The 18,076-nt window shown below is 56.0% G+C and carries 12 protein-coding genes; 6 read left to right on the forward strand and 6 right to left on the reverse strand.

All coding sequences use genetic code 11. The features are described 5' to 3' along the window. Positions 1-409: 409 nt before the first annotated feature. From WC600_16835 to WC600_16845, 3 genes are all read right to left on the reverse strand, one after another. A complete protein-coding gene (locus WC600_16835) occupies positions 410-2,068 on the reverse strand; it encodes a DNA methyltransferase (GenBank protein ID MFA4904402.1) in 1,659 nt (552 codons plus the stop codon). 1,577 nt (positions 2,069-3,645) lie between these two features. Further along, positions 3,646-4,689 (reverse strand): phosphoribosylformylglycinamidine cyclo-ligase, encoded by a 1,044-nt coding sequence (purM, locus tag WC600_16840; protein ID MFA4904403.1) that lies wholly within the window; start codon positions 4,687-4,689, stop codon positions 3,646-3,648. 54 nt (positions 4,690-4,743) lie between these two features. Then, the gene (locus WC600_16845) at positions 4,744-5,148 is read right to left on the reverse strand and encodes a DUF134 domain-containing protein (protein ID MFA4904404.1); all 405 of its coding nucleotides are present in this window, start codon (positions 5,146-5,148) and stop codon (positions 4,744-4,746) included. Between the two features lie 213 nt (positions 5,149-5,361). Between WC600_16845 and WC600_16850 the strand changes: the two genes are divergently transcribed. Both WC600_16850 and WC600_16855 read left to right on the forward strand, forming a co-directional pair. Next, entirely contained in the window at positions 5,362-6,189 is an 828-nt protein-coding gene (locus tag WC600_16850; GenBank protein ID MFA4904405.1) for a purine-nucleoside phosphorylase, read from the forward strand. 500 nt (positions 6,190-6,689) lie between these two features. Beyond that, complete coding sequence (locus tag WC600_16855; GenBank protein ID MFA4904406.1) at positions 6,690-7,082, forward strand: Rid family detoxifying hydrolase; 393 nt, start codon at positions 6,690-6,692, stop codon at positions 7,080-7,082. 835 nt (positions 7,083-7,917) lie between these two features. Here WC600_16855 and WC600_16860 read toward each other — a convergent pair. Together WC600_16860 and WC600_16865 are read right to left on the reverse strand one after the other, a co-directional pair. After that, entirely contained in the window at positions 7,918-8,220 is a 303-nt protein-coding gene (locus WC600_16860) for a succinylglutamate desuccinylase (GenBank protein ID MFA4904407.1), read from the reverse strand. Between the two features lie 338 nt (positions 8,221-8,558). After that, positions 8,559-9,398 (reverse strand): DUF169 domain-containing protein, encoded by an 840-nt coding sequence (locus WC600_16865; GenBank protein MFA4904408.1) that lies wholly within the window; start codon positions 9,396-9,398, stop codon positions 8,559-8,561. 381 nt (positions 9,399-9,779) lie between these two features. On the opposite strand from WC600_16865, the gene WC600_16870 reads away from it, so the two are divergent. The 4 genes from WC600_16870 (at position 9,780) to WC600_16885 (ending at position 17,191) form a co-directional block, all read left to right on the forward strand. Then, entirely contained in the window at positions 9,780-12,833 is a 3,054-nt protein-coding gene (locus WC600_16870) for an FAD-dependent oxidoreductase (protein MFA4904409.1), read from the forward strand. Between the two features lie 61 nt (positions 12,834-12,894). After that, on the forward strand, positions 12,895-13,626 hold the full coding sequence (locus WC600_16875; protein ID MFA4904410.1) for a hydrogenase iron-sulfur subunit: 732 nt from the start codon (positions 12,895-12,897) through the stop codon (positions 13,624-13,626). A gap of 62 nt (positions 13,627-13,688) precedes the next feature. After that, the gene (locus WC600_16880) at positions 13,689-16,715 is read left to right on the forward strand and encodes an FAD-dependent oxidoreductase (GenBank protein MFA4904411.1); all 3,027 of its coding nucleotides are present in this window, start codon (positions 13,689-13,691) and stop codon (positions 16,713-16,715) included. A 14-nt stretch (positions 16,716-16,729) separates the two neighbouring features. Continuing rightward, on the forward strand, positions 16,730-17,191 hold the full coding sequence (locus tag WC600_16885; protein ID MFA4904412.1) for a hydrogenase iron-sulfur subunit: 462 nt from the start codon (positions 16,730-16,732) through the stop codon (positions 17,189-17,191). A gap of 513 nt (positions 17,192-17,704) precedes the next feature. Here the strand turns inward: WC600_16885 and WC600_16890 are convergent. Beyond that, on the reverse strand, positions 17,705-17,923 hold the full coding sequence (locus tag WC600_16890) for a hypothetical protein (GenBank protein ID MFA4904413.1): 219 nt from the start codon (positions 17,921-17,923) through the stop codon (positions 17,705-17,707). Positions 17,924-18,076 lie beyond the last annotated feature (153 nt).

Consider the following 18,076-nt stretch of genomic DNA (forward strand, 5'->3'; position numbering starts at 1 on the left):
GTCATACAGGTAATTATAGTTTTTGTAGGGGCGGACCTATGTGTCCGCCCTCAGAGTGGTCGCACATGCAAGTGTGCCTCTACAAAACCGAAGCTATTTTTACTTCTATGAGCGCAACTTGGTATTAACAGTCGCTCATGAGCTTGCCGCTCTCTCAAAACATGAAAAACCCGGTAGGGCGGGCGTCCCCGCCCGCCATTCAACCTTGAACTCTGAACTTTTCAAGACAGTGGAAACCTTATAGGGGTATTTAAAAATCGCCGGTAGCACAGGCTTTTCAGCCTGTGCTCATATAGGCTAAAACCTGCGATTGCATAATGTCCGGCAATTTTGCAAGAGGCTCTTAAGGGATGGCCGTAAAAAGTCCCCCTTTGAAAAAGGGGGATTTAGGGGGATTTAAAGATCAGCCCTATAACAGTTCGCCTTGCTTATCTTTCGGGGTGCGGCCTTTGTGCTGGCGGGCGGCTTTTTTGAAGGTCCCGGAGGCGGCGAAGTGAGGGTACTGCAATTCCTTCCCGGCGAAGAGTTCGGCGATGGTGAGGATTTGCAGGCGGGGAAAACGATGGCCGGGAAAATGGACCGGCTCGTAGAACCCTGCGGCCGCGGCCTCCTCCCGCATGGGTTTGGTGGGCGGCTTTAAGGTCAGAAAGGCCCCGATGGCCGCTTTTTCCCGGTCCAGCACGCCTTTCAGGTCCCGGATGTCCCCGGCCTTGACGCCGCCGCTCTTTACCTGGATCAGAACTTTTTTATAATTGCCGGAGTTGTCGTCGTCGAAATAGATCACGCCGTCGATGCCGGAGTCCGCGCCCTTCTTTTTATCCTGGGCCGGGCGGGCCGAGACGCGGCCCAAGGCCCACCACTCGAACTGGTGGCGGTTGGCCAGGGCCAGGGCTTCGGCGCTGAGGACGTCCGCGGGCTCGCCGATGACCTCGAACGGGGCCAAATCCGGGTCGAAGCTGTCATGCAGGCGCTGCTTGATGAGGGTGATGGCCAGGTGAGTGACATCGATGCCGATCCAGCGGCGTTTCAAGCGCTCGGCTACGTTTAAGGCGGTGCCGCAGCCGCAGAAGGGGTCCAGGACCAGGTCGCCTTCGTTGCTGCTGGCCCGGATGATGCGCTCCAACAAGGCTTCGGGTTTTTGGGTGGGGTAGCCCAGGCGTTCGGCAGCTTGGGAACCAATTACAGGTAAATCATCCCAGATATTTTGTAATTTAATCCCAGGAGATTCATCTAAATACATTTTCAAGCGCAAAGCGCCTTTCTCATCCTTCGGGAAATGCAACCGATTTTCCTTATCATATTGCATTAAACGTTCACGGTTGCAGGACCATCCATTAGGATGAGGATAATAAGTAACCCCATTACTAGCCGTAAATGGAAAGTTCAAATTTGGTCTTGGACCTGGGTTACGAAGCGTTACAGATTGCCACCGTCTTCCATCGGGATCGCGATATTTAAAAGTTTTCTCAATATATTCAGGTGGAAATGGGGCATATAGTTGGTTCCAAATATACGAATCACTCTTAGTATAAACAAATATGCAATCGAAAATAGATCCAAAATTCCTGCCGACATTCCCATGACTGTGTGTTCTCTTCCACGTAATTTCATTTAAGAAAAACCGATGGCCAAAGACTGAATCAAGTAATAATTTAATATAATGACTCGCCGTCGGATCGCAGTGCAGGTACATGGAGCCGGTGGGTTTCAAAACCCGGTGCAGTTCCACCAGGCGCACGGCCATCATGGTGAGGTAGGCCATCATGTTGTTTTGGCCCAAAAAGGCGCGCAGGGCCTGGAGCAGGTCCGCGAGCTTCCGGGGTCCCAGGGTGACCACATCGCGGTAGGCGCCCTCGGCCTCCTGTCCCCACTGCCAGGTGTCTTCGAACGCGGTGATCTGGGCCGCGGATTTCTCGCCGCTTTTCTCGGCGAACAGGACGTTATAGGTGGCGTTGGAGTTGAACGGCGGGTCGAGGTAGATGAGGTCCACGCTGCCGGCAGGGATATGCTGGCCCCGGAGGATATCCAGGTTGTCGCCGAAATAAAGCTGATTCTTCCAGGTTTCCATGGGGCTGATTCAGATTAGCCCGTTACGGCGCGGAAGGAAAGAGAAAAAGGTCCCAGGTGCGGCTTGGGGTATATATACTCAGTGCCAAAAGAGCCCCTTGCAAAAGTCTCATTGAGGTCGATATCTTATCTGGGCGTTTATAAATTCCTCGGTGGCACAGGCGTCTCGCCTGTGCGAATCGAAGTCTCCCTTTGAAAAAGGGGGATTTAGGCAGCAATGTCCGGTTAGAAAATTGCATAAGGTTGTTCTGCCCCCCTCATACCAAACTGCGATCAAACAGGTAATTTATTTTTTGTAGGGGCGGACCTATGTGTCCGCCCTCAGGTTGGGCGCACACTCGGGTACTCCACTACAGACCGTGAGCTTTTCTTACTTCTATGAGCGCAACTTAGTATCACCCCAGCCCTCTCCCCCCGAAGCGGGTGGAGAGGGGGTAGGAGATGTGGCCGTTTTAGTAACCATAAGGCATTAAATCGGTTCCACTTTATCCCCTCTCCCCAATGGGGGAGAGGGTTAGGGTGAGGGGGAAGTAAGCTTCTCGGAGCCGGAAGTGCGAAACGAATTTTTGAGCTGTTGGACTACGCCCAACGAACTTCCTCATTTGCAAAAACCAAACCGGACACTGCTGGGATTTAGGGGGATTTGGCTTTTCATGGTAAAACCCGCGGCCTCGGCATTTTTGCAAGAGCCTCAAAAGTTTTTTCTTATTCCCCTCACCTTCCTCGCTATATTTTAGGGAATGGGCGCAACCCTGATCCTGTGCGCCTGAAAAGCGGGTCATCTTTCTCAGCGCTGCTGGCTGCCCTCCCGGTGTCCAGTTTATGCTGTCCCCATGCCTTGCCGGGATAAAAGAGAGACACGTAAAATCAACCTGAGGATAATCGGCGGGTTGAACCTGTCCCACCCGTACCGCGTCCCGGCACGCGGCTGCCGGCGCATCAGTAATATATTGATATTATTAACGAATCTTTGTGAGACTTAGATTTTAACCCTGGGACCAGCACGGCACGACCGTGGCACGACCTTGGCAAAGAGCCGGATACGGCACGCACGCACGCGGATTCAGGCCGGGTACAGCGCGAGGGGACCTTGCAACGTACCCGCCACGTGTCCCGCGATTTCCCCCCAAATCTGCCCGCGACGACAAATTTCAGGGCTTTTTGGGGGTAGTTTAGGATGAAAAAGAGCACCAGTTTTGCTGGAATTTCGAAGGTTGTGCAAACCGGAAGCCGGTTTTACGGGGTGGGGAACAGAGTTTTTCAAAAACGCGGGGCGGACAAAGGGAGCCTGCCCCCTGATTTTCAGGCCATTTGCTGCCTGGCGGCCTCTGAAAGTCCCCCTTTGAAAAAGGGGGATTAGGGGGATTTAAAGATCTGCCCTATAAGAGCTCACCTTGTTTATCTTTCGAGGCCCGCCCCACCGGGGCGTCCAGCAGCGGTTATACCAAGTTGCGGTCATACAGGTAATTATAGTTTTTGTAGGGGCGGACCTATGTGTCCGCCCTCAGAGTGGTCGCACATGCAAGTGTGCCTCTACAAAACCGAAGCTATTTTTACTTCTATGAGCGCAACTTGGTATTAGACATAGACCAGCGGCGGGTCGTCGTTTTTGCGTTCCACGATTTCGCCGATGACGTAGCCCTGCTCTTGGAGCCCCTGGAGACGCAGCAGGACGTCGGCCTCTTGGTCCTCGGCCACCACGAGCGCCAGGCCGATGCCATTGTTGAAGGTGCGGAGCATTTCGTCTTCCGGGATATTACCCCGATCCCGGAGGACGTGAAAAATCGGGGGCACCGACCAGGATTGCCGGTGAATGACCGCCTGGCAGGATTTGGGCAGGATGCGGGGCAGATTGTCGGTTATGCCGCCCCCGGTGATGTGGCAGATGCCGCTCAACGGGAAGTCCCGGAGCAGATTGAGCACCGCCTCCACATAGATGCGGGTGGGTTTCAGGAGTTCCTCGCCTAGAGGTCCCCCCAATTCGGGGATGTTGTCTTCCACCCGCAAGCGGTGGCGTTCAAACAGCACCTGACGCACCAGGGAAAAGCCGTTGGCGTGAAGGCCGCTAGAGGCGAGGCCTATGATGCGGTGACCTACGGCGATGGTGGAGCCGTCGATAATCGCATCCCGTTCTACTACACCCACCACAAAGCCGGCCAGATCGTAGTCGCCGGGTTGGTAGATGCCGGGCATTTCGGCGGTCTCCCCGCCGATGAGGGAGCAGCGGGCCTGGCGGCAGCCGTGGGTGACGCCTTCAATGATGAGCGTGGCGATTTCGGTGGACAATTCCCCCATGGCCAAATAATCCAGAAAGAAGAGCGGGGTGGCGCCATGGACTATAATGTCATTGGCGCACATGGCTACCAGGTCGATGCCGATGGTATCGTGGCGGTTCATCAGGATGGCGATTTTGATTTTGGTGCCCACGCCATCCGTGGAGGAGACCAGCACCGGATCACGGTAGCGGTCGGCGCCCAGATGAAACATGCCGCCGAAGGACCCGATCTCCCCCAGGACCCCGGTGCGGTAGGTAGCTTTCACCAGGGGCCGGATGCTTTTGACAAAGGCGTCCGCCTTGTCAATATCGACCCCGGCGTCTTTATAAGTGCTAATATCGGCCATCCCCTTTGTTTCCCCCTCAAAGGCGTACGGGCCAGGCTATGGCAAGACGGAAGCTTAAAATTCCTTGTTTGTTTTCGGCTGGTCCTCCAGGCTTTCGGGGCCATGGCAGGCGCAACCTTCGGTGCCATCTTCCCCCAGGACCCATTGGCCGCAGGATTGGCATTGTTGACCGACGCGGTAATCTCCCCCCTGGATGCAGATGGCTTTGCCGTGGACCAGTGCTTCAGCCACCGCCCGATGGGCCCGAGACAACATCCGGGTCACCGTGGGGCGGGAAACTTGCATGCGTTGGGCCACCTCTTCCTGGGTCATCTCCAGAAAGTCGGCCAGGCGCATGGCCTCCAGTTCGTCCACCGTAATCACTATCTGCTGCAGGGACCTGAGAGGAATGCCCCGGGGCTTAAAAAAAGTCACCCCCGGCTCGGTTTCCACCCAGCGGCATTTTTTTGGTCTGCCCATTTTTCTCTCCCTCACCGTAATGTTATATTTTTAAGGTTATAAGGGAAACTGTCAAGGATAAAGCGAAAATCTCCCCTGGGACCTGCCAGCCATTGACGAACCGGGGAACGCGACGTATGTTTAGGACACGATTTTGTTCTTCACACGGATCATTAACGTAGCTGCGGGTTTAAAACCCGCACCTGCAGCCGGAATGGCCTAAAGGAGTTGGAATTGAGCCGGACTTATCGGGCACAGGTAGACGAATGCGTCCAATTTATTGCCCCGCGCCTCAGTGCAGCGCCGGAGTGGGGGATTGTCCTGGGGACCGGGCAGGGGGACTGGGCCGCGCGCCTTACGGGCGGGGGTTGCCTGGCTTATGAGGAGTTGCCCCATTTTCCTCCGGCCACCAGTCCCAGCCATGCCGGCCGCCTTTGCTGGGGGCAGATGGCCGGTAAGCAGGTCATGCTCTGCCAGGGCCGGTTCCATGCGTATGAGGGCTACAGCCTGCGCCAGGTAACCTTTCCGGTCCGGGTCATGGCGAGCCTGGGGATCAAAACCCTGGTCGTCACCAATGCCGCCGGCGGCCTCAATCCTTTATTTAAGTCCGGCGACCTGATGCTCATCGCCGATCATATCAACCTGATTGGTGATAATCCCCTGGTGGGAGACAATATCGACGCCTGGGGTCCCCGCTTCCCGGACCTGAGCCAGGTTTATGACCGGGACTTGCGGGCGACGACCGAAAAGGTGGCCCGCCGCCTGGGCCTCGGCCTCCGACAGGGGATCTACGTGGCGGTCAAGGGTCCCAGCCTGGAGACCCCGGCCGAGACCCGGCTCCTGCGGCTGGCCGGTGCGGATGCGGTAGGCATGTCCACGGTCCCGGAAGTTATTACCGCGGTGCATGCCGGTCTCCGGGTCCTGGGGATCTCGGTGATCAGTAACCTCAATCTGCCTGATGCCATGGCTCCCATCGCCATTGAAGCCATCATCGACACGGTGTCCCGGGCAGAACCCCTCCTGGTGGAGTTGTTGCTGGGAGTAATGCAGGAAGTTTCTTAGGGTTAGGGGTAATTCAGGTTCCAGGTTCCAGCTTTCAGGAGTTTTCCTGGCACCTGACACCTGACACCTGAAACCAGGATCAACTCTTCTTTTTTTTCACCTTTCTGGGCTTCTTGGCGGGCTTGGGCGCCGGACCCGCCTCAGGCGCAGGCGTGCTCGGCTGGACGGCGGCAGCTTCCGCTTTAGGTGCGGCCGGGACGACTGCCTTGGTAGATGGTGGAGATAGCGCCGGGGGGGCCGCTTTTGGCCCGATCACATAGACCCGCTGATCTTTGGAAAGCTTATCCAGGTCCTGCCCACAACTAGGGCAGACTTTTAAGGAAAGGGGATTTGACGCTTGGCACCCCGGGCATTTCAACCACAACCCCATCATTCACCTCCGATGTTTTCCCATACCATTAACAAAACGTTAACGATTCTTCAAGACATTTATGCTGTCAGGCTGCTTTGCCGTAACCTCGTCAGAAATTTTTGACAGTTTTATTAGGGAGGAATGAACCATGAAGAAAATCGTCATTGAAACCGATCAAGCCCCGCTTCCTGTCGGCCCTTATACCCAGGCCCTGGCCGCCGGCCCTTTCGTCTTCCTGTCCGGACAGATTCCCATGGACGCCAAAGGCCGTATCGTGGAGGGGGACATCGTGGTACAAACCGTCCAGGTGATCGCCAACCTCAAGGCCATTTTGGCGGCCGTGGGGCTGACGCTGAAGGATGTGGTGAAAACCACGGTCTACCTGGCGGATATGGCCGATTTCCCGGAGATGAACCGGGCCTACGGCGAGTTTTTCCCCCAACACCCGCCGGCCCGCACCACCATCCAGGCCGCGGGGCTGGCCAAGAATGTCTCCGTGGAAATTGACGCCATCGCGGTGAAAAAGGAATGGCGCGTCTAATACCAAGTTGCGGTCATACAGGTAATTATAGTTTTTGTAGGGGCGGACCTATGTGTCCGCCCTCAGAGTGGTCGCACATGCAAGTGTGCCTCTACAAAACCGAAGCTATTTTTACTTCTATGAGCGCAACTTGGTATAAGAACCGGGAATATGGTGGGCGCTGCGCCCCGATAGAGAGCGGACGCAGGTCCGTTCTTCCAAGAGGTGCCCAAGCACAGCTTGGGCGAGAAAATGACGTTCCCAAATGAGCCCCTTGCAAAAGTCTCGTTGGGGTCGATATCTTATCTGGGCGTTTATAAATTCCTCGGTGGCACAGGCGTCTCGCCTGTGCCAATCAAAGTCCCCCTTTGAAAAAGGGGGATTTAGTTAGGCAGCAGTGTCCGGTTAGAAAATTGCATAAGGTTGTTCTGCCCCCCCCAGCCCTCTCCCCCCGAAGCGGGTGGAGAGGGGGTAGGAGATGTGGCCGTTTTAGTAACCATAAGGCATTAAATCGGTTCCACTTTTTCCCCTCTCCCCAATGGGGGAGAGGGTTAGGGTGAGGGGGAAGTAATCTTCTCGGAGCCGGAAGTGCGCAGCGAATTTTGAGCTGTTGGACTACGCCCAACGAACTTCCTCATTTGCAAAAACCAAACCGGACACTGCTGGGATTTAGGGGGATTTGGATTTTCACGGTAAAGCTTGCGGTTATCAATTTACCTGTTTGAACGCATTTTCGTATAAGATGTCATTACCCACCACTGATGCGGGTCGCTCTTCTGGTGACGGGACCCCGCTGGGTGGCCTATACGCAGCGCGGCCGATAATGGCTGGTGCGGAGATAATTCTTTTTGGCCCGCTACTTTTGATTTTTGATCTCCGGAGCCAGTTCCAGATACTTGAGGCCGTAGGCCCTCTGCTCAAAGAGCTTGGGATTGAACAATCTGGTCAGGGCCACTTCCCGGCGGGTCAAAACGTGGACGACTCCGTTGTCTTCCACTATGGCGAACTCATGGCCATGGGCCAGGCAGGAACTCACCGTTTCCTCCCCCTTTAATTCTTCTTTGGAAATGCACAGCAATCTGGCGGCATGGCCCCCCGTGGCGATGAACATCAGGGCCACCAATGACAAGACCGGGATCAGCACCCAGCGACGCGGCATATTCATCTCCTTCCTGTTCATCACAAAAGTTTATTTTTATAGGTTTAGGAACAACAAGTTAATCCGAGCCTATGCGGCAGACTCACCCAATGAAAACCTTAAATTTGCAGCAAGTTACCGATATGCTTCGTGTAGCGCAATAGGGCTTGGGTGGGGCCGGAATTCCCCCTTATACCAAGTCGCGGTCATACAGGTAATTATAGTTTTTGTAGGGGCGGACCTATGTGTCCGCCCTCAGAGTGGTCGCACATGCAAGTGTGCCTCTACAAAACCGAAGCTATTTTTACTTCTATAGAGCGCAACTTAAGTATTACCACCCAGACGCCCTTCGCCCCCAATCATTTCTCTTTCCACACCTTGCGGCTCAGTTCGATCTTTTTGCGCACGGTGCTCCAGGTTGGTTTGGTGAGGAAGGAGTCCCGGTAGCGCGTTACCATACGGGCAAACATCTCCCAGGGCACCGCAAAGGTGATTTCATCGGGCTTTAAAAAGCGGCGGTCGGATGGGTCCCAGCCGCCTAACACCGCCTTCAATTGGCCCCGCTCCAAGTACTTCAGGGGCCAGGCCACGATGTTGGTGCACCCGGCGCCAAAAGGTGACATAACCGCCTCAAAGTCGTTGGTGACGAAGGTGGCCAATTGGTTGAGGCCGCCGATGACCTCGCCCCGGGCAAAAAAGATCACCACCTCCGGGGTCTCCTCGGGGGTGAACTGGCTCAAGGGTTTGAACACACAAAATTGAGCCGGCGCCGGCCGGGGATCGAGCGTCTCAAAGAATCGCCGTGTAACTTCTGGAGACTCCAGATAGCATTCCCCTTCCAGGACCTTGGGAACACCGGTGGACACATAATGGATAATATAGTCGAGCTGGGGTTTTAAAAACCCCAGGTAAAAGGCGCCCCCCAGGCAGCCGAAGCGGGCCTGATCGAAGTAGGCGGGTTTGCCCAGTTTCCGGCCCCGCCAGATGATTCCCATAACGCAGGAGAAATTGGCAAAGGTCGCGGCCCAATCCACTTCGCCCCGGGCTTCCATGTCCACGTTGGGCAGAACCGCGCTCTGGGGGGAGAAGCCATCGGTGGGCTCTATGGGGGCATAGAACATCCCCATAGGTTCTTCCGGCAGACCCAGGATTTCCAAAAAACCCGCCACATCCGCTTGGATATCAGCTAAGAGCACCATTATTCCCTCTCCTCCTTTATCGCTGGTCATGTGGCGATGCGAGCCCGGAGGCCCGCCCTGCCGACTGGGTTGGTTTTCTATAAAAATGGCGAAAGACGACCGGTTAGAACTGCGGGCGCCTCTGCCCCATTTTGCCCCATCAGGGGCTCTGCCAGGATACTTTTTTTCCCCTGACCGATAGTCCCGGTTTCCATAACATTAAGCATTTTCCGGCGTTAAGCAAGTCGGCAACTGCTAGTTAACCCACAGCCAGCCCCATTTCACACTTTCATTCTCTCTTGACATATTGGCCATTATTTTTTAGGATGTAAACTAGTGGCTAATTTCACAATATGTGCACATAATTAGGTATATAAATATAATTGAATGGATGGTACATATATGGCAGCGAAAGCACGAGGTCCAGTAGGTCAAGTAATGGTTGTAGGAGCCGGGATCGCCGGGGTGCAGGCAGCTCTGGACCTGGCTAATTCTGGTTTCTATGTCCATTTGGTGGAAAAAAAGTCGGCCATCGGCGGGGTCATGGCCCAGTTGGACAAGACCTTCCCCACTAATGACTGCGCTATGTGCATCCTTTCCCCCAAGTTGGTGGAATGCGGCCGCCACTTGAACATCGAGATCCATACGCTGTCCGAGGTTACGGGAATCGCCGGTGACCCGGGCAACTTCCAGGTGACCGTGGAGCAGCGGCCGCGCTTCATCGACTCGGCCAAATGCATTGCCTGCGGCATCTGCGCCCAAAAGTGCCCCAAGAAAGTTCCCGATGAATTCAACGCGGAGCTGGGTCAGCGCAAAGCCGCTTATGTGCTTTATCCCCAGGCGGTCCCCCTGAAATATGCCATCGACAAGGACACCTGCATTTATTTCAAAAAGAAGGGCAAATGCAAGGCCTGCGAGAAATTTTGTCCCGCCGGCGCAATAGACTTCGACCAGAAGGGCGAGGTCCGGAAGGTTAACGTGGGCGCGGTGATCCTGGCCTCGGGCTTTACCCCCTACGATCCCAAGCGGTACCAAGGGTATCAATACTCCACCCTGCCCAATGTTGTCACCAGCCTGGAGTTTGAGCGCATTTTGAGCGCTTCTGGCCCCTTCCAGGGGCACTTGGTGCGGCCTTCGGAGGACCATGCGGAACCCAAGAAGATCGCCTGGCTCCAGTGCGTGGGCTCCCGGGATCTGAACCACTGCGACAACAGCTATTGTTCCGCGGTGTGCTGCATGTACGCCATCAAGCAGGCTGTCATCGCCAAGGAGCACAGCAAAGAGCCCATGGATGCCGCCATCTTCTTCATGGACATGCGCACCCACGGCAAGGACTTCGAGAAATATTACTGGCGGGCTGAAGAGGAGCACGGCGTCCGCTTCCTGCGCTCCCGGGTCCACAGCATCGATCCGGTGCCGGGCACCGCAGACGTGGCCATCCGCTACCTATCGGAGAACGGCGAGCTGAAGGTGGAACACTTCGACATGGTGGTCCTGTCGGTGGGACTGGAATCCTCTAAAGAAGGCTTGCAGCTGGCCCAAACCCTGGGGATCGAGATCAAGGCCGATACCCGTTTTGTTCAGACCTCAGCATTTACTCCGGTCAACACCAATAAACCCGGCGTTTATGTCTGCGGCGCCTTTCAGGCCCCCAAGGACATTCCCCAATCGGTAATGGAGGCCTCTGCGGCCGCCGCGGCCGCAGGCGAACTTCTGAACGCCGCTAGGGGCACGGCCATCAAGGTACGGAAACTGCCGCCGGAAACCGACGTTGTCGGCCAGGAACCCCGGGTGGGCGTCTTTGTGTGCAACTGCGGCATCAATATCGGTGGGGTCATCAACGTTCCTGCCCTCACCGAATTCGTGGCCACCCTGCCAGGAGTAGTTTTCGCCGACCAGAACCTGTTTTCCTGCTCCGCCGACACCCAGGACAAGATCCTGGGGGCCATCAAAGAAAACCATCTCAACCGGGTGGTAGTGGCCTCGTGCAGTCCCCGCACCCATGCTCCCCTGTTCATGGAAACCATGCAGGAAGCTGGGCTCAACCCCTATCTCTTCGATATGGCCAACATCCGGGACCAGGACTCCTGGGTACACATGAACGAGCCGGAAAAAGCCCTGGAAAAGGCCAAAGAACTGGTGCAAATGTCCGTGGCCCGGGTTACCCAGCTGGAGCCTCTCGAGAGAATGACCTTCCCGGTAACCAAGGCCGCTCTGGTGATCGGAGGCGGCGCCGCCGGCATGGAAGCAGCCTGGTCCATCGCCGACATGGGTTTTAAGGCCTTTCTGGTGGAGAAGGGTGACAAGTTGGGCGGCCAGGCCCGAAACCTGGTGGTCAGCTCCCGAGGCAATGATTACCAGGGCTATCTGGACGACCTGATCAAGAAGGTGGAAAATCACCCTAATGTCGAGGTTCTGTTCAACTCCACCGTCACGGACCCCAGCGGTTTCATCGGCAATTTCGTCACCATGGTGGCGACCCCGAAGGGCGAACGGCGGCTTGAACACGGGGTGACCATATTGGCCACCGGCGGTCAACCTTATAAGCCGGAAGAATACCTGTACGGTCAAAACCCCAATGTCTTCACGGCCTTTGAGATCGATAAGCTCATCAATGCAAAAGACGCCAAGGTGACTGGGGCCCAACAGGCAGTGTTCATCCAGTGCGTGGGCTCCCGCGAACCCCAGCGGCCTTACTGCAGCCGGGTCTGCTGCACCCATTCCGTAGAAAGCGCCCTGGCTCTGAAAAAGCTGAAGCCGGAGATGGATGTCTTCATACTCTACCGGGATCTACGCACTTACGGGGAGAAAGAGCTGCTCTATAAAGAGGCCCGGGAACAAGGGGTCATGTTCATCCGTTTCGATCTGGACGGCAAGCCCAAGGTGGAACAGACGGCCGACGGCAAACTTAAGCTAACTGTCACCGATCCCATTTTGGGGCGGCCGTTGGTCCTCAAGCCCGACGTGCTGACCCTGGCCGCGGCGGTACTCCCCAATCCCACCGAAGAGTTGGGGGAGTTGTTCAAGGTATCCCGCAACGCCGAGGGTTTCTTTGCCGAGGCCCACGCCAAGCTCCGGCCAGTGGATTTCGCCACCGACGGCTTCTTTATGGCAGGCCTAGCCCATTATCCGAAGCCCATCGATGAGTCCATCGCCCAGGCCAAGGCCGCGGCGGGCCGGGCCGCAACCGTCCTGGCCCAGGAACAAGTAGAGGTGGAGCCCATTGTCTCCACGGTGGACCAATCTCTGTGCATCGGCTGCGGCCTGTGTGAGGCCAGCTGTCCCTTCGGCGCCATACGACTGGTGGAAGTGCCGGGCAAAGGCTGGCGGGCGGAAAACATCTCCGCCTTGTGCAAGGGCTGCGGCATCTGTGCCGCCGGTTGTCCCCAGCGGGCCATTGATATGGCCCATTTCCGCGACAAGCAGATTCTGGCTTACATTAATAAGGCTGCTTAAGCTTTAGCCCTGAATAATTAAAAGGAGTCGGTTGATGAGCAAAGAATTCGAGCCGAAAATCATGGGCTTTCTCTGCAACTGGTGCGCCTATGCCGGGGCCGATACCGCGGGTATCGCCCGGTTCCAGTACCCTGCCAACCTGCGCATTATGCGCACCATGTGCACCGGCCGGGTTGACCCCATGTATGTCATGAAAGCTCTGGAAAAAGATTATGACGGGGTCTTCGTCTTTGGTTGACACATGGGTGACTGCCATTACCTGGAAGGTAATGTCTATGCAGCCCAGAGAATGGATCTGGTGCGCTATTTGTTGGACCTCTCGGGAATCGGCCAGGATCGCCTGCAGGTTCGTTGGGTCAGCGCCACCGAAGGGCAGCAATTTGCCGATTATGTCACCCAGCTCACTGAGCTGCTGCGGGAAATAGGCCCCTTGGAGCGCGACAAGATGGCACTGCACCTGGCGGCAGTGAGCCGGGCCATCAACAACCCCGATCTCAGATGGCTGATGGGTATGCAGCGTCAACTCACCGAGCGGGAAAATGTCTATCATGAAAAGCTGGACCGGGCGAGCTACGAGGATGTGATCAAATCCGCTGCCAAAGAGGAATACTACCGGGGTCTGATCTATGCAACCCTGAAAGACGGGCCTCAGACCGTCCGGCAAATCGCGGGAGTAACTGGCCTACCCCTCTACACCATATCCTTGCGGTTGAACGACCTGGAGAAAATTTCGCTGGTGAGCATCATGGGGCATGAAGGTCATAGTCCCAAGTTCGGCCTCTTGGCGGCCTAGCCCTTTACAGGGGAATGAGCCCTCAAGGGTTGCGATTCAAATCATTGGAAGAGGAATAACTCATGACGCAGCAAAACGATAAAAAAGTCGGGGCTGCCTTGGTATTGGGCGGCGGGATCGCCGGCATGCAGGCCTCCTTGGACCTGGCCAATGCCGGCTTTAAGGTCTACCTGGTGGATCGCTCTCCCACCATCGGCGGCACCATGTCCCAGCTGGACAAGACCTTTCCCACCAACGACTGTTCCATGTGTATTGTCTCCCCTAAGCTGGTGGAGGTGGCGCGGCACATTGATATTGAAACCATTACCAACTCGGAACTGGAATCCCTTACCGGGGAAGCGGGAAATTTTCGGGCCGTTATAAAAAATTATCCCCGTTATATCGATTTAGAGAAGTGTACCGGCTGCGGCATTTGCCGCCAGACTTGCCCGGTGAAAGCGGTTAATGAATTTAATTATGGTCTGGACCGCCGGGCGGCCACCTACATCAGATATCCCCAGGCGGTGCCCCTGGCCTACGCCATCGATCGCGACTCCTGCATCGGCTGCGGCCTGTGCGAGAAAGTCTGCCTGGCCAAGGCCGTCCAGTACGACGATGAGGTGAGGGAACGCGAGTTGGCGGTGGGCGCGGTGGTTCTAGCTCCGGGCTTCACCCTCTTCGATCCTCGCCGCCTACCCGGTTATGAATACAGTGAATCCCCCAATATCGTCAGCAGCATGGAGTTTGAGCGCATCTTAAGCGCCACGGGGCCATTCCAGGGCCATGTCATGCGCCCTTATGACCGGGATGAACCCACCAAGATCGCCTGGTTGCAATGCGTCGGCTCCCGGGATGAAAAAACCAATCCATACTGCTCTTCGGTGTGCTGTATGTACGCCATCAAGCAGGCGGTCATCGCCAAGGAGCATTGCAAGGAATTCACCTTGGACACCGCTATCTTCTTCATGGACATGCGCACCCATGGGAAGGATTTTGAGAAGTATTACTGGCGGGCTGAACAGGAAAGCGGGGTGCGCTTTATCCGTTCCCGGATTCACAGCATTGATCCCGATCACGCGACCGGCAATATCCACATTCGCTATATGAGCGAAGATGGAGCTATTCAGACGGAAGAATTTCATCTGGTGGTGCTCTCCTGCGGCCTGGAAATCAACCCCCAGGTCTTGCAACTAGCCGACAAACTTGGAGTTGAGATCAGGCCGGAAACTCACTTTGCCTGGAGCTCGCCCTTTGCACCGGTGACCACCAACCGACCGGGGCTCTTTGTCTGTGGGGCCTTTCAAGGTCCCAAGGACATCCCCCAGTCGGTAATGGAGGCCTCGGCTGCCGCGGCCGCCGCCGGCGAATTGTTGGCCTCGGCCCGGGGAACCGAACTAAAGGTTAAGGAGCTGCCGCCGGAGCAGGACGTCGAGGGTCAGGAGCCGCGTGTCGGCGTCTTCGTCTGTAACTGCGGCATTAATATCGGCGGTGTGATCAACGTGCCGGTCCTAACCGAATACGTGGCCACCCTGCCGGGGGTGACGGTGGCCGACCAGAACCTGTTCACCTGCTCCACTGACACTCAGGGCAAAATTCTGAATTTCATCAAGGAGAAGAAGCTCAACCGGGTGGTGGTGGCTTCTTGCAGCCCCCGGACCCATATGCCTATGTTCCAAGAGACCGTCCGGGAGGCGGGCCTCAATCCTTACCTTTTCGAGATGGCTAATATCCGGGACCAGGACTCCTGGGTGCATATGCATGAGCCGGAAAAGGCCCTGGAAAAGGCCAAAGACCTGATTCGCGGCGCGGTGGCCCGGGTGGTAATGCTGGAGCCCTTGCACAAGCAGGCCTTTCCGGTAACCAAAGCCGCCTTGGTCATCGGCGGTGGGGTCGCCGGCATGGAAGCCGCCCTATCCATCGCCGACATGGGCTTTCAGGCTTATTTGGTGGAAAAAGGCGATCAATTAGGCGGTCAGGCTTGGAACCTGGTGACCAGCGCCCGGGGCTACGACTATCGCGGCTACTTGGAAGAGCTGATCAAAAAGGTGGAGAAGCACGCCAATATCGAGATCATGTTCAACTCCACCGTCAAAGATACCAGCGGCTTCATCGGTAACTTCTCCTCCGTCATCCAGACCCCTGAAGGTGAGCGTCAGTTGGATCATGGTGCCACCATCATGTGTACGGGCGGGTACGGCCTGAAACCCGATGAATACCTCTATGGCCAAAACCCCAGGGTCCGTACATCCCTGGAATTCGACCAGCTTATCGCCGCCAAGGACCCCCAAATCATGGAAGCCCAGGAGGCGGTCTTTATCCAGTGCGTCGGCTCTCGGGAACCCGAGCGCCCCTACTGCAGCCGCCTGTGCTGCACCCATTCGGTAGAAAACGCCATCGAACTCAAGGAGCTCAACCCCAATCTGGATGTCTTCATCCTGTACCGGGATCTGCGCACTTACGGGGATAGGGAACTGCTCTACAAAAAGGCCCGGGAACTTGGGGTCATGTTTATCCGCTACGATCTGGACAGCAAGCCAAAAGTAGAGCAGACGGCCGACGGCAAGCTCCAACTGACCATCAACGATCCTATCCTGGGTCGGCCGGTGGTCCTGAAGCCCGACTTGTTGACTCTGGCTTCGGCGATACTGCCCAACCCGGTGGAAGATATCGGGGAAATCTTCAAAGTGCCTCGGAACGCCGAGGGCTTCCTCAACGAGGCTCACGCCAAGTTGCGCCCGGTGGATCTACCCTCCGACGGCCTCTTCCTGGCGGGGTTGGCCCATTATCCCAAGCCCATCGATGAGTCCATCGCCCAGGCCAAGGCCGCCGCGGGCCGCGCCGCCACCGTCCTGGCTAAGAGCATTGTGGAAGTGGGCGGTATCGTGGCGGTGGTGGACCCGGATAAATGCGCCGTCTGCCTCACCTGCGTGCGGGCCTGCCCCTTCAATGTGCCGGTGATTGATTACACCATCGACGCGGCCTACATTGATCCGGCCAAGTGCCAGGGTTGCGGTGTGTGCCCCTCGGAGTGTCCGGCCAAAGCTATTACCCTGAAAAATTTCACTGACGCCCAGATCATTGCCCAGGAAGAGGCTCTGGCTGCGGGATAATAAGAGGAGGAGTTATGACTGCTGCGTGGTCTCCAAAAATCATCGGCTTTTGCTGCCGCTTCTGAGCATACAGCGCTGCGGACCTGGCAGGTTCGATGCGGCTGCAATACCCCCCCGATATTAAGGTCCTCCTGATGCCCTGCACCGGACGGGTGGACATTATCCACCTGCTCAAAGCCTTCGAGGCCGGAGCCGATGCCGTCTTTGTGGCAGGCTGCCTGGAGGGCGAATGCCATTATCTTATGGGCAACATCCGGGCCAAAAAACGGGTCAACAAGGTGAAAAAGGATCTCGTCCCCATGGGGATAGAACCGGAACGGCTGGAGATGTTCAACCTGTCCTCCTCGGAAGGGCCGAAATTTGCCGCCCTGGCCAAGGAAATGGTGAGTCGCACCTTGAAGTTGGGCCCCAGCCCCACTAAACCAGAGGAACGTGCGGCCTGGCTCGCTAGCCAACCCAAAGCCGCCGAAGGCTAAAGATAAGGGAAGGGGGGCTAATACCAAGTTGCGGTCATACAGGTAATTATAGTTTTTGTAGGGGCGGACCTATGTGTCCGCCCTCAGAGTGGTCGCACATGCAAGTGTGCCTCTACAAAACCGAAGCTATTTTTACTTCTATGAGCGCAACTTGGTATAAGGGCGGTGCCCTTACCCTTTCCCCACCCCCATCCCATAAGTAGGAGCGACCCGCTTGGTCGTTCTGAAATGTGGGGGGCTTTTTACGCACCACATAACAAAAGGGAGGGCCTGATGGCCCTCCCTTTTGTTATGATCGGATAGGGCGGGTCTTCAGGCCGGCCCAGTGATGCTATATAGCGATTGCCAAAAGTTTTTTCCGTAATTAGGAGATACTTTAACATCCCAGATCCCCCCTAACCCCCCTTTGGTAAAGGGGGGAACTATAAGGAATTACTTATAAAATCCCCCTTTGAAAAAGGGGGATTTAGGGGGATTTAAAAATCAGCCAGCGGCATAAATTTATGGCAAACGCTATATATAGCGTTTGCCAAAAGTTTTTTCTTCTAATTCTCCTCTCCCCTTGTGGGAGAGGGTAGGGTGAGGGGTTAATAAGAAAAAACTTTTGGCAATGATGTATAAGCGGCTGAGATATCCCTGTAGTTCTTCTTGGGTGCTCTGGTGAAGCCCGTAGGGCGGGAAAGCGAAGCGCATCCCGCCTTTAGCATTATCCCATATATAGACTTCAACCATTTATCAACTCATTCCCAAGCCCAGCTTGGGCATGAGTGATCAATTCTTCCTCGCCATATTTTAGGGTATGGCCTCAATTCTGATTCTGCCCGCTTGAAAAGTGTGCCATCTTTATCAGCGCTGCTGGCTGCCCTCCCGGTCCTGGGTTTATGC

The sequence above is a fragment of the Desulfobaccales bacterium genome, assembly GCA_041648175.1.
Lineage (GTDB): Bacteria > Desulfobacterota > Desulfobaccia > Desulfobaccales > 0-14-0-80-60-11 > 0-14-0-80-60-11.